The sequence below is a fragment of the Allobosea sp. 10L417 genome (assembly GCF_056395485.1).
Genome location: NZ_JBFTJP010000014.1, coordinates 113628 through 125952, shown reverse-complemented (window position 1 = coordinate 125952; position 12325 = coordinate 113628). Strand labels below are relative to the sequence as shown.

The following is a 12325-nucleotide window of genomic DNA, read 5'->3' as shown; positions in this document are numbered from 1 at the left end:
GCGCAATCCGGCCAGCGACCGCAAGCAGCTCCCCCGGCGCCGGCCCGGCCCGGCGCGCCGCCTTCGGCCGTGCCGCGCGGCGGCCCTGCTGTGCCCCCCTCTGCTGCGCCGCCTCAGGCTCGTCCTCCAGCGCCTGCTCCGCAGCCAGGTGCGGTTCCCTCGGCTCCCGGAGGGCAGCCGCGTCCGCCCGGAGCTCCACCTTCCGCTGCTCCCGGCACACCCGCTCAGCCCGGCGCCGGCGCGCCGCCCTCCGCGGTTCCGCGCGGTGGGCCGGCTGTTCCGCCGTCTGCGGCTCCGTCCCAGCGCCCGCTGGGCGCAGCGCCGCAGCCCGGCGCCGCTCCCGGCGCTCCGGCGCAGCCGGGCGTTACAGCTCCGTCTCCGCCGGCCGGCGCAGTTCCGGCACAGCCGCTGCGCCCGGCAATACCTCCGGCCACGGCTCCGATCGCTCCGGCTCCGACCCAACCCGGCGCCGCGTCTCCGACGCCGCCCCCGGGCACGCCGCCCGCGGGGCTGGCGCCCGCTCAGCCCGCACGCCCCGCTCCGGGCGTGCCTCCGGCAGCCGCTCCTGGGGTGCCGGCTCCGGCGCAGCCCGGTGTCGCACCGACGCAGCCCGGCACGGCTCCCGCGCAGCCGCCGTCTGGCGGGGTCTTCCCCAGCCAGCCGCCGCAGCGCGAAGGCCGTCGCGGCGGCATCTCGCCGGGTGTGGCCGGTGCGATCGGCCTCGGTGTCGGCGCGATCGGCGGCATCATGGCCGTTCAGGGAGCGCAGCGCTTCGACGACATCCGGGCGCGGCGCGAGGAACGGCGCGAGGGTGACGTTACCGTCATCCGCGAGCCCGGCCGCACCATCATCCGCGACGATGACGGCCGGGCCATCATCCGCCGCGATGAGGACCAGCGCTTCCGCGATCTCGGCTGGCAAGGCCGTTCCGAGCGCCGCGACGGCGAGATGCGGACCGTGTTCGAGCGGCCCGACGGCACGCGCATCGTCACCGTCACCGACGAGGAGGGCCGGCTGATCCGCCGCACCCGCATCGATCGCGACGACCGCGAGGTGGTGATCATCGACAATACCCTGCGCGATCGCCCGGGGCGCTTCGCCGACGATATCGTCGTGCTGCCGCCGCCGCCGCTGCCGATCCCGCGCGAGCGCTATATCGTCGATGCCGACCAGGCCGACGAGGCGTTGATCTACGAGACGATCATGGCGCCGCCGATCGCCGCGATCCCGCGCCGTTACACGCTGGACGAGGTCCGCTATTCGCCGGATCTGCGCGCCCGCATGCGCAGCGTCGATATCGACACGATCAACTTCGAGACCGGCTCCTGGCAGGTCACGCCCGACCAGGCGCAGCGCCTCGCAGTGATCGCGGATTCGATCCGGCGCGTGCTGCAAGGCTCGCCGAACGAGGTCTTCCTCGTCGAGGGCCACACCGACGCGGTTGGTGCCGATGTCGACAATCTCTCGCTCTCGGATCGCAGGGCCCAGTCGGTCGGGGAGATCCTGACGCGCGACTTCCAGATCCCGCCGGAAAACCTGACCACCCAGGGCTATGGCGAGCAGTATCTGAAGGTGCAGACGCAAGGGGCATCCCGCGAAAACCGGCGTGTGACGCTGCGGCGCATCACGCCGCTGCTGACCGGCCAGAACCGCTGACCTCTCGAACGGGGCTGCCCGTTGAGCAGCCCCGTTCGCTGTGGGGGTGTGGGGAACCCCGCACCCCCACAGCGGTTTCTCTTCCGGAGGAGGCGCTGATGGGAGATGCAGCCATGAAGATGTCCGCTCTGGCGATGGCAGGTCTGGTGCTTGCCGGTTCGTTCGCGCCGTTTCCGACATGGGCTCAGAATGCTCCGCCTGCCGAGAAACAGCCTGCTCCAGGCGTGCCGGTGGCGCCGCGTGCGGATGAGGCCGTGCGGCCGCCGGCAGGGGAACGCGGTATGCGGCCTCGCGCCGACAGGCGTGAGCAGCGCTATGACAGGGCGCAGGCTGGTCCGCCGCAGCCGAGTCGCGACCCGCCGATGCGCGCTCGGTGCCGTCGATCATCAGGCCCTGAAGGTCGTTCAGGATTTGGCAAGGCGGGCGCATTAGCGTCGCCGGCATGAGCGACGCAGCCTCCGTTTCCCGCAGCATCGTCACGATGCAGGCCGCCTCGACGCAGCAGGCGCTGTCGGTCGAGATGCTCAAGCAGAACGCGCAGGCTGACCAAAGCCTCGTCACCATGCTCCAGCAGAGCGTCGAGCAGACGCAGGCGACGCTCCCGGCCGGTCAGGGCGGCCTCGTCGACCGCACCGCCTGATCTCCTTTCCCCAGCTTCGATCGTTTGTCGCTGAGGCCGTTGCCAAGCGACTTCTCTGCGCCTAACCTCGCCTCTGTTCCGAGGGGTGCCCGCAAGGGCTGAGATGGCTTCCGAAGCCGAACCCGTCGAACCTGATCCGGGTCATACCGGCGGAGGGACTGGAACGCGTGCACAGGGCCGAGCCTTGTCCGCAGACAGCGACTGTACCGCTTTCAAACCCGGATCTCCTGACCTGTCGCAAGGAGGAGATCCTCATGAATGCCCACGCAAAACCCCAGAAGAACAGCGTCAAGACCGCGCCGCAAAGCGTGACGACCGGCCCGATCATCGGCTCGCGCAAAATCTATGTCGCCGCGCCCGAGCATCCCGAGATGCGCGTGCCCTTCCGCGAGGTCGTGCTGACGACCGATGCCGAGCCGCCGGTGCGCATCTACGACCCGTCCGGCCCCTATACCGAGACCGACGCCAGGATCGACCTGAATGCCGGCCTGACGCAGCCGCGCCGCGCTTGGCTCGATGCCCGCGGCTTCCAGACCGTGCCCGGCCGCGCCGTCACCGCCGCCGATAACGGCCATATCAGCGAAGCGCAGCTCGTGCCGGCCTGCCCGGCCGAGCGCCCGATCCTCGAGGCGAAGCCCGGCCAGATGGCGACGCAATACGAGTTCGCCAAGGCCGGCATCGTCACGCCCGAGATGATCTATGTCGCCCATCGCGAGAATCTCGGCCGCGCCGCCATGATGGAAGGCGCCAGGGAGCGCCATGCCGACGGCGAGAGCTTCGGCGCTGTCGTTCCGGAATTCGTCACGCCCGAATTCGTCCGCGAGGAGATCGCGCGCGGCCGGGCCATCATCCCGGCCAACATCAACCACCCCGAGCTGGAGCCGATGGCGATCGGCCGCAACTTCCTGGTCAAGATCAACGCCAATATCGGCAATTCGGCCGTGACTTCGGGTGCCGCCGAGGAGGTCGAGAAGCTGGTCTGGGCGATCCGCTGGGGTGCCGACACGGTGATGGACCTCTCCACCGGCCGCAACATCCACAACATCCGCTCCTGGATACTCAGAAATTCGCCGGTGCCGATCGGCACGGTGCCGATCTATCAGGCGCTGGAGAAGGTCGGCGGCGATCCGATCAAGCTCGACTGGGAGGTGTTCAAGGACACCCTCATCGAGCAGGCGGAGCAGGGCGTCGACTACTTCACCATCCATGCCGGCGTTCGCCTTCCCTATGTCCCGCTGACGGCCAGCCGTGTGACCGGCATCGTCTCGCGCGGCGGCTCGATCATGGCGCGCTGGTGCCTGGCGCATCACAAGGAAAGCTTCCTCTACGAGCGCTTCGACGAGATCTGCGACATCATGCGCAAATACGACGTCTCGTTCTCGCTCGGTGACGGCCTGCGTCCGGGCTCGATCGCCGACGCCAATGACCGCGCCCAGTTCGCCGAGCTGGAGACGCTGGGCGAGCTGACTCAGGTCGCCTGGAAGAAGGGCTGCCAGGTCATGATCGAGGGCCCCGGCCATGTGCCGATGCACAAGATCAAGGAGAATATGGACAAGCAGCTGCGCGAATGCGGCGAGGCGCCCTTCTACACGCTCGGACCGCTGACCACCGACATCGCGCCGGGTTATGACCACATCACCTCTGGCATCGGCGCGGCGATGATCGGCTGGTATGGCTGCGCTATGCTCTGCTACGTCACGCCCAAGGAGCATCTCGGCTTGCCGAACCGTGACGACGTCAAGACCGGCGTCATCACCTATCGCATCGCCGCCCATGCCGCCGATCTCGCCAAGGGCCACCCGGCGGCGAAGATCAGGGACGACGCGGTCTCCCGCGCCCGCTTCGACTTCCGCTGGGAGGACCAGTTCAACCTGGCGCTCGACCCCGACACGGCGCGCGAGTTCCACGACGAGACGCTGCCGAAGGATGCCCACAAGGTCGCGCATTTCTGCTCGATGTGCGGGCCGAAATTCTGCTCGATGAAGATCACGCAGGACCTGCGCGCTGAGGTTCTCGCGATGAGCGACAATGAGAGGGCAAGTCTCGAGGCCATGGCTGCTGAAGGCATGGCGGCGAAGTCGAAGGAATTCCTCGACAAGGGTGGCAGCATCTATCTACCTGCGGCCGAATGAGCGGCATGAACGACAGCCTCGACGCGGCCAAGGTCGCGTCGATCCTCGCGCGGGTGTCCGAGCGCCGCCCGCGCATCCATTGCCTGACCAATACCGTAGCGCAGAACGTCACCGCCAACATGCTGCTCGCCTTCGGGGCCGTGCCCTCGATGGCTGGTCATCCCGAGGAGGTTGCGGCGGTCGCGGCCGGGGCAAGCGCGATCCTGATCAATCTGGGCACGATCAGCCCTGAGGGCGAGCGCGCGATCCCGAAGCTCGTCGCTGTGGCGCGCGAACGCGGCATTCCGCTGGTGCTCGACCCGGTCTTCGTCGAGCTGTCGCCCCTGCGGCTGCGGCTGGCCGAGGACGTTTTGCGGCTGCCGGGCGTCGTCGTGCGTGGCAACGCCGCCGAGATGGCGGCCTTGGCCTGGCTGCTGGAGCGCTCCCCCGGCGTCACGCGCGCGACGACAGGGGCTGTCGACGCGATCGACGGTCCTTCCGGCAAGCTCTCCGTGGCCTTCGGGCATCCGCTGATGAGCCGGGTAACCGGACTGGGCTGCGCTTCAAGCGCGCTGGTGGCTGCCTGCCTCGCGGTCGAGCCCGATCCCGTGATTGCAGCGGCTGCGGCGCTGACGGCCTACGGCATCGCGGGCGAAATCGCAGCCGAGCGTTGCCATGGCCCCGGCAGCTTTGCCGTCGAACTGATCGATGCGGTCGCTGGCCTCGAGGCCGGAATGCTGCAAGCACGTATGGCGCGAATGTCACACATGAAAGACATGATGTAGCCGGGATTCACCGCCGCCCGCAGGCATCCTAGGGTCGCATGGCTGATTCGCCCGGCTGGCGACGGCCGCGCCGGGGGGCAACAGACAACATGATGCGTAACGAAGCCTGCGGGCAATCGCACAGGCCCTTTCGGCTTGTCGCCCTGATGGCCCTTGGTCTGGCCGCCGGCTGCGTCGGGCTGCCGGAGGATGTCCGGGCGGCCGAGAACGGCACGGGCTTCTATCTGCTCGGCGGCCGTGGCGCGATGGCTGGCTATCTGCCGCCTCCCGGGGTCTATTTCGAGAGCGACACCTACAGCTACGACGCCAAGCTCGACGCCCGGAAGTCATTGCCTTCCGGCGGTCGCTTCGTTGCCGGTGTGCGGAGTCAGGCACGGGCCGATTTCCTGAGCGGAACGTGGGTGACGCCCTGGGAACTCGCCGGGGGCAATCTCGCCTTCGGGGCCACTCTGCCTGTCGGCCGCGTCCGGGTCGCGGCCGGTGTCGAATACGATTCGCCGCAAACGAACCGCCTTGTCGGCTCCAATTTGCGCGACAAGGCCACGATGGTCGGCGATCCCGTATTCTCGACGATTCTCGGCTGGCATGCCGGCAAGTTCCATTGGAATGCAACCGTCATGGTGAACGCGCCTGCGGGCGAGTACCGCAACGGGGAACTGGCCAATCTTGCCTTTCACCGCTGGGCCACGGATCTGTCCGGCGCCCTCACCTGGTTCGATCCGGAAACCGGCATCGATCTCTCAGGCATCGCCGGGGTGACGTTCAACGGCACTAATCCGGCCACGGACTACCGGACGGGCACCGAGTTTCACTTGGAATGGGCCGCCTCGAAAGCGTTGACCAGCGCGCTTTCCGCCGGAGTGATCGGCTATCACTATCAGCAGGTCACCGGTGACAGCGGAGCGGGCGCGCAGCTCGGTGCCTATAAGGGCCGCGTGACCGCGCTCGGCGGCACGCTGGCCTATAATTTCACGATTGGAAAGACGCCGATCTCTACCCGCATCAAGGTTCTGCGCGAGTTCGCCGTCGAGAACCGCGCGCGCGGAACCGTCGGCCTGCTCACGGTCTCGTTGCCGCTGACGACCTCTCCCTGACGCAAAAAGAAGCCCGCGTGATGCGGGCTTGGTTCTCTCGGTCCTTGGGTGGCCCGGAGAAGAAAATGCCCGCTCTCGAAGGGGAGAGCGGGCAGCTTCGGCATTACGGCTTCGCGAACTGAAGAGCCGGAGGCACCGGGTTCGGCTTGAACGGCGCGACCTGAAGTGCCTTGGCGTCGAGGTCGAAGCTGGTCAGGTCGACCATGCGCAGGACCTGATCCTGATAGCTTTTGATATAGTACTTCTTGGCCCTGAGATCCGCGACCGAAGTCCACTGGGTATATTCGAGCTCCCCGCCCTTCGCCGCCGAGTTGATGAAGCCGACCGGGATGTCGAAATTGTTCATGATGTGCTCGACGAGACGAACGGTCTGGGGGCCGTCGGGAGCCTGCTTCGCCGAGGCGACGTAGCCGAGCGCGCGGATGAAGCGCGAGGGCGGCGTCGGGTCGCCGGGAATCCCGAGCAGGCCGGAGCCTTGCCCGAAGGGCTCGAAGGTCTTGCCGCCGATCTTCAGCGGATCGGCCGCGACGGGCGAAATCTTGACGTAGTTGCGGATGTTGTTGAGGTGCCAGTCGAAGGTCGGGGAGTTCGTCAGAACGCCCATCGGGTTGTCATAGACCTTCAGTTTGCCGTCCACCGGCTCGATCACGATCGAGGCGCCCGTCGCATCGTGGATCGGGAAGTGGAATGGCAGCGTGAAATTCACGATCGGCGCCGGAAGGTCGACGATCACGGCCTTGTTGAGCGCTTCCTTGACCTCAGCGACGGTAGCGAAGTTCGACAGGACCCAGCTCAGGAATTCCCAGGGCGCGAGCGCGGTGTTCGGGTCGGCTTGCGCCACGGGCGTGTAGCCCACGAAATCCGGGAAATACAGGGCGCCGCCAGCGAGTCCCTTCTCGTTCATGCCGTCGGAGACGAAAGGCTGGCCGAAGCTCATCACGCCGACGAATGCATAGCGCGTGTTCCACTTGGGAGCCGGCATGTTGGCGGGGCGGGTGCCGACGAAGGCGTAGTTCCGCGGGACGACGACGACGTCGGACGGTGTCTGGAGCGCGTATTCGAGCGTGCGGCCGTAAACCGGCGTGCCGTCGGCCGCAATCATCAGAATATTCGTGCAGGCCTGAGCCGGCGCGGCGCTGGCGAGCAGGCCGGCGAGCAGGGCCGACAGGCCTTTTCTCGCGAAACCCCAATTCATAAGACGCATTCTATCCCCCAAAGCGGTGTGCCCGGGCTTGGTACGCGGTCACTCACGCAGCAATCGTAAAGAAGCGCGCTGCCTTCTGGGGGCCGGAAGGAGAGCCGGAAAAATTGGTGAATGGAGCCCTAACAGGCGACGAACCCGGCGCCGCCGGCAAGGGCCAGGCCGACTTTCTACTGCGTCGGGGCGAGCGACAGCGGTGCCGGCTTCGGCGTTGCCGGACGCGGCTTCGGCTTGGGGGCGGGCTTGGACTCGGTGCCAAGGCCGAGCCGCACGCGCAGCGCGGCGGCGCGGGCTTCCGTGATCCGGGCCGCACAGAAGCCCATCTGACCCTCGCGCTGGAAATCGCGGCAGATGGTTTCGCGCTCGGAGGAGAAACCCGCCTGCTCGCGGGCGATCGAGCGCTGCTCGACGGCGTCAGACTTGGCCGTCAGGGTCCGGTACCCCTCGCGGACGGCGCGCTCGGCGGTGCCGCGCGCCCGCTCGATCTCCCTTGCCTGCGCGGCGATCGTTCGGGCGTCCGGGCCCCACAGGCCACGCGGATCGATCCGGCACTGGGCCGCCTCGACGACGCAAGGTTCGGTGGGCTCCACGACGAGGACGGCGCCGTCGAGGACGTCGAAGACGATCGGGCAGATCGGCGCCTCCAGCCGGTAGCGGGGCACGCCGGCCGGCCGTCCCAGCGCCGTGACCGGGACGGGCGCGTCGCCGAAGGAAACAGAGCAGGGCTCGACCAGATTGACTGGCTGGAAGCCGTCGAGGCCGAGCTTCATCCCGAAGCCGTTGGCGGTTTTCGTGAAGGTCGCTTCGCCGTGATGGCCGTTGCGGTGAAGGATCTTTCCGAGGATTGCCTCCTCGGTCGGGATCTTGATCGCGGGCATGCTCGGTGGTCGCGGTGCTGCCGGCGCGCCGGGCGCAGAGGGAGCACCCTGCTGCGTGCCGGGAGCATTGAATGGCTGTGCGCCCGGCAATTGCAGGGGCTGCGCCTGCGCGAGCGCCGTCATCGCGGCCGAGATAGCCACCAGCATAGGGGCGATGCGCGTCGATCGGCTCATGGTGTCCATGCGCAAACGGAACGGCCTTCCTGCATGAAGGCGGGCGCAATTCCGCGCAAGGGCCGCAAGGACACAGTCGCTGCGGAAAGCGCCGGCGCAGCCCAAAACCCCACGATCCCCGCTTCTTAATCGGCTCGCCTGTCTTGCAAGGGCGGGAACACCCTCACTATATACGCGCCCAAGGGGCGGTTTAACCACCGTCAAACGTGGAATGCCGGAGCGTTCGCCGCTGAAGCGGGGGCGACCCGGTCCATGGGCCGGCAGGCGGCGTGAATGCGTCGCAGGCCGGCGATCTGCTCAATCGAAAGGGATCCCATCCATGGGTAAAGTCATTGGTATCGACCTCGGCACGACCAACAGCTGCGTTGCAGTGATGGAAGGCACCACGCCGAAGGTCATCGAGAATTCCGAGGGCGCGCGCACCACGCCCTCCATCGTCGCCATCACGGATGATGGCGAGCGCCTTGTCGGCCAGCCTGCCAAGCGCCAGGCCGTCACCAATCCGGAGCGTACCTTCTTCGCGATCAAGCGCCTCATCGGCCGTACCTACGACGATCCGATGACGCAGAAGGACCTGAAGCTCGTTCCCTACAAGATCACCAAGGCCTCGAACGGGGACGCTTGGGTGTCCGCCGACGGCAAGGAATATTCGCCGTCGCAGATCTCGGCCTTCACGCTCACCAAGATGAAGGAGACGGCGGAGGCCTATCTCGGCCAGCCCGTCACCCAGGCCGTCATCACGGTTCCCGCTTATTTCAACGACGCCCAGCGCCAGGCCACCAAAGATGCCGGCAAGATTGCCGGCCTTGAGGTGCTCCGAATCATCAACGAGCCGACGGCGGCTGCGCTCGCCTACGGGCTTGAGAAGAAGTCCGCCGGCACCATCGCGGTCTATGACCTCGGCGGCGGCACCTTCGACGTCTCGATCCTCGAGATCGGCGACGGCGTCTTCGAGGTGAAGTCGACCAACGGCGACACCTTCCTCGGCGGCGAGGACTTCGACATGCGCCTCGTCGAATATCTCGCGGACGAGTTCAAGCGCGAGCAGGGCATCGACCTGAAGAAGGACAAGCTCGCTCTCCAGCGCCTGAAGGAAGCGGCCGAGAAGGCCAAGATCGAGCTCTCGACCACCGCCCAGACCGAGATCAACCTGCCCTACATCACGGCGGATGCTTCCGGTCCGAAGCACCTCGCCATCAAGCTGTCGCGCGCCAAGTTCGAGAGCCTGGTCGACGATCTCATCCAGCGCACCATCGAGCCCTGCAAGAAGGCGCTCAAGGATGCCGGCCTCTCGGCGGGCCAGATCGACGAGGTCGTTCTCGTCGGCGGCATGACCCGCATGCCGAAGGTGCAGGAGGTCGTGAAGCAGTTCTTCGGCAAGGAGCCGCATAAGGGCGTCAATCCCGACGAGGTCGTCGCCATCGGCGCCGCGATCCAGGCCGGCGTCCTCCAGGGCGACGTCAAGGACGTGCTGCTGCTCGACGTGACCCCGCTGTCGCTCGGCATCGAGACGCTGGGCGGTGTCTTCACGCGTCTTATCGACCGCAACACCACGATCCCGACCAAGAAGAGCCAGGTCTTCTCCACCGCCGAGGACAACCAGAACGCGGTGACGATCCGGGTCTTCCAGGGCGAGCGCGAAATGGCGGCCGACAACAAGCTGCTCGGCCAGTTCGACCTGATGGGCATTCCGCCGGCCCCGCGCGGCATGCCGCAGATCGAGGTGACCTTCGACATCGACGCCAACGGCATCGTCTCGGTGACGGCGAAGGACAAGGCCACCAACAAGGAGCAGCAGATCAAGATCCAGGCTTCGGGCGGCCTCAGCGAGGCCGACATCCAGAAGATGGTGAAGGATGCCGAGGCCAACGCCGCCGAGGACAAGAAGCGCCGCGAGCTGGTCGAGGCCAAGAACCAGGGCGAGAGCCTCGTTCACTCGACCGAGAAGTCGCTGAAGGACTATGGCGACAAGGTCACCGAGGCCGACAAGTCGGCGATCGAGACCGCGGCCGAGGCGCTGAAGACCGCGCTCACCGGCGAGGACGTCGAAGTCATCCAGGCTCGCACCAACGAGCTGATGCAGGCTTCGATGAAGCTCGGCGAGGCGATGTATGCCGCCAGCCAGGCCGAGGGCGCTGCCGCCGGTGCTGAAGGCGAAGCTGCTGCGGAAGCCAAGAAGGACGACGTCATCGACGCCGACTTCAAGGACGTCTCGGACGACAAGAAGAAGAGCGCGTAATCCGCGTTCGTCGCGGAACGCGATGGGGTGGCCGGGCTCGAACCCGGCCATCTCGTTCCGGGGCGGCGTGAAGGCAGGATGGACAACGCCTGTCGCGCATGGCCGGGCCGCCGCGCCCGGCCATGGCGCGTCAAAGGCAAGGGGCAGACGTTTCGATGTCGAAGCGAGACTACTACGAGATCCTCGGCGTCAGCCGGACCGTGACGGAGGTCGAGCTCAAGAGCTCCTTCCGCAAGCTCGCGATGCAGCATCACCCGGACAAGAATCCCGGCGACAAGGAAGCCGAGATCAAGTTCAAAGAAATCAACGAGGCCTATCAGGTCCTCTCCGACGGGCAGAAGCGCGCGGCCTATGACCGCTTCGGCCACCAAGCCTTCGAGAATGGCGGCGGCCCCGGCGGCAACGCCGATTTCTCCGACTTCATGTCGGACATCTTCGATTCCTTCTTTGGCGATGCCCGCCGCGGCGGCCCGCGCAGCGCCAATGGCCGCGAGCGCGGCGCCGATCTGCGCTACAATCTCGAAATCGGGCTGGAAGAGGCCTTCACCGGCAAGAACGCCTCGATCCGCGTGCCGACCTCGGTCTCCTGCGAGTCCTGTTCCGGCACCGGCGCCAAGCCCGGCTCGAAGTCGCGGCAGTGCCCGACCTGCGGCGGCCATGGCCGCGTCCGCGCCAATCAGGGCTTCTTCTCGGTCGAGCGGACCTGCCCGACCTGCTCCGGTCGCGGCGAGATCATCGACGACCCCTGCAAGAATTGCCAGGGCGCCGGCCGCGTCACCCGCGAGCGCACCCTCTCGGTCAACATTCCTGCCGGCGTCGAGGACGGCACGCGCATCCGCCTTGCCGGCGAGGGCGAGGCCGGCCTGCGCGGCGGGCCTGCGGGCGATCTCTACATTTTCCTCTCGATCAAGCCGCACGCGATCTTCCAGCGCGACGGTGCCGATTTGTTCTGCCGCGTGCCGATCGGGCTGGTCTCGGCCGCGCTCGGCGGAGAGATCGAGGTTCCCACGCTCTCGGGCGAGCAGGCGCGGGTGAAGATCCCGGAAGGCACCCAGACCGGCAAGCAGTTCCGCCTGAAGGCCAAGGGCATGAGCGTGCTGCGCTCGCGCGATGTCGGAGACCTCTATATCCAGGTCGTGGTCGAGACGCCGCAGAAGCTGACGGCCCGCCAGCGCGAGTTGCTGGAGGAGTTCGAGCGCGAGAGCTCGCACAACAATCATCCGGAGACGGCCGGCTTCTTCGGCCGGGTCAAGGATTTCCTCGGCGGGCTCGGCGGCACGGCTTGAGCCTCGGTGTCGAGCAGTAAAAAAGGGCCGCCTTTCGGCGGCCCTTTGTGTTTCGGGGCGGTGCTTCAGGCCTTGTCGACGGCCTTCTTGACCGCGTCCTTGCCCTTGCCAAGTGCCTGCTGGGCCTCGCCCTTCAGTTCCTGAGCCTTGCCCTTGGCCTCCCATTCCGGCTTGTCGAGCGCCTTGCCAGCGGCCTGCTTGACGTTGCCGGCGGCCTCGTTGGCCATGCCTTTGATCTTGTCGGTCGTGCTACCCATTGCG

The 12325-nt window shown here is 67.1% G+C and carries 10 protein-coding genes and 1 riboswitch; of the genes, 7 read left to right on the top strand and 3 right to left on the bottom strand.

The window, feature by feature from the left end; translation table 11 throughout:
• Window positions 1-570: 570 nt before the first annotated feature.
• The 5 genes from AC1DE3_RS25625 (at window position 571) to AC1DE3_RS25605 (ending at window position 6286) form a co-directional block, all read left to right on the top strand.
• Window positions 571-1656 (top strand): OmpA family protein, encoded by a 1086-nt coding sequence (locus tag AC1DE3_RS25625; protein WP_476780875.1) that lies wholly within the window; start codon window positions 571-573, stop codon window positions 1654-1656.
• 442 nt (window positions 1657-2098) lie between these two features.
• Entirely contained in the window at window positions 2099-2296 is a 198-nt protein-coding gene (locus AC1DE3_RS25620) for a hypothetical protein (RefSeq protein ID WP_476780874.1), read from the top strand.
• A 71-nt stretch (window positions 2297-2367) separates the two neighbouring features.
• Window positions 2368-2472, top strand: a riboswitch (TPP riboswitch).
• A gap of 78 nt (window positions 2473-2550) precedes the next feature.
• The gene (thiC, locus tag AC1DE3_RS25615) at window positions 2551-4428 is read left to right on the top strand and encodes a phosphomethylpyrimidine synthase ThiC (RefSeq protein ID WP_476780873.1); all 1878 of its coding nucleotides are present in this window, start codon (window positions 2551-2553) and stop codon (window positions 4426-4428) included.
• Window positions 4429-4433: 5 nt separating this feature from the next.
• Entirely contained in the window at window positions 4434-5192 is a 759-nt protein-coding gene (locus AC1DE3_RS25610; protein ID WP_476780872.1) for a hydroxyethylthiazole kinase, read from the top strand.
• Between the two features lie 146 nt (window positions 5193-5338).
• Window positions 5339-6286, top strand: coding sequence for a SphA family protein (locus AC1DE3_RS25605; protein ID WP_441509836.1), 948 nt, complete (start codon window positions 5339-5341; stop codon window positions 6284-6286).
• Window positions 6287-6389: 103 nt separating this feature from the next.
• Here the strand turns inward: AC1DE3_RS25605 and AC1DE3_RS25600 are convergent, their stop codons facing one another.
• Both AC1DE3_RS25600 and AC1DE3_RS25595 read right to left on the bottom strand, forming a co-directional pair.
• The gene (locus tag AC1DE3_RS25600; RefSeq protein WP_441509835.1) at window positions 6390-7481 is read right to left on the bottom strand and encodes a linear amide C-N hydrolase; all 1092 of its coding nucleotides are present in this window, start codon (window positions 7479-7481) and stop codon (window positions 6390-6392) included.
• A 176-nt stretch (window positions 7482-7657) separates the two neighbouring features.
• Window positions 7658-8365, bottom strand: coding sequence for a hypothetical protein (locus tag AC1DE3_RS25595; protein ID WP_476852863.1), 708 nt, complete (start codon window positions 8363-8365; stop codon window positions 7658-7660).
• Between the two features lie 493 nt (window positions 8366-8858).
• Here AC1DE3_RS25595 and dnaK point away from each other — a divergent pair, with 493 nt between their 5' ends.
• Complete coding sequence (gene dnaK / locus AC1DE3_RS25590; protein WP_476780870.1) at window positions 8859-10778, top strand: molecular chaperone DnaK; 1920 nt, start codon at window positions 8859-8861, stop codon at window positions 10776-10778.
• A 155-nt stretch (window positions 10779-10933) separates the two neighbouring features.
• Complete coding sequence (dnaJ, locus tag AC1DE3_RS25585; protein ID WP_476780869.1) at window positions 10934-12064, top strand: molecular chaperone DnaJ; 1131 nt, start codon at window positions 10934-10936, stop codon at window positions 12062-12064.
• 65 nt (window positions 12065-12129) lie between these two features.
• Here dnaJ and AC1DE3_RS25580 read toward each other — a convergent pair whose 3' ends face one another.
• Window positions 12130-12321, bottom strand: coding sequence for a CsbD family protein (locus AC1DE3_RS25580; RefSeq protein WP_441509831.1), 192 nt, complete (start codon window positions 12319-12321; stop codon window positions 12130-12132).
• Between the last annotated feature and the right edge of the window lie 4 nt (window positions 12322-12325).

What these genes read in the sequence shown, in the direction of transcription:
- AC1DE3_RS25620 (WP_476780874.1), top strand. Translation starts at nt 2,099, where the DNA reads ATGAGCGACGCAGCCTCCGTTTCCCGCAGCATCGTCACGATGCAGGCC.
- thiC (WP_476780873.1), top strand. Translation starts at nt 2,551, where the DNA reads ATGAATGCCCACGCAAAACCCCAGAAGAACAGCGTCAAGACCGCGCCG.
- AC1DE3_RS25610 (WP_476780872.1), top strand. Translation starts at nt 4,434, where the DNA reads ATGAACGACAGCCTCGACGCGGCCAAGGTCGCGTCGATCCTCGCGCGG.
- AC1DE3_RS25605 (WP_441509836.1), top strand. Translation starts at nt 5,339, where the DNA reads ATGGCCCTTGGTCTGGCCGCCGGCTGCGTCGGGCTGCCGGAGGATGTC.
- AC1DE3_RS25600 (WP_441509835.1), bottom strand. Translation starts at nt 7,481, where the DNA reads ATGAATTGGGGTTTCGCGAGAAAAGGCCTGTCGGCCCTGCTCGCCGGC.
- AC1DE3_RS25595 (WP_476852863.1), bottom strand. Translation starts at nt 8,365, where the DNA reads ATGCCCGCGATCAAGATCCCGACCGAGGAGGCAATCCTCGGAAAGATC.
- dnaK (WP_476780870.1), top strand. Translation starts at nt 8,859, where the DNA reads ATGGGTAAAGTCATTGGTATCGACCTCGGCACGACCAACAGCTGCGTT.
- dnaJ (WP_476780869.1), top strand. Translation starts at nt 10,934, where the DNA reads ATGTCGAAGCGAGACTACTACGAGATCCTCGGCGTCAGCCGGACCGTG.
- AC1DE3_RS25580 (WP_441509831.1), bottom strand. Translation starts at nt 12,321, where the DNA reads ATGGGTAGCACGACCGACAAGATCAAAGGCATGGCCAACGAGGCCGCC.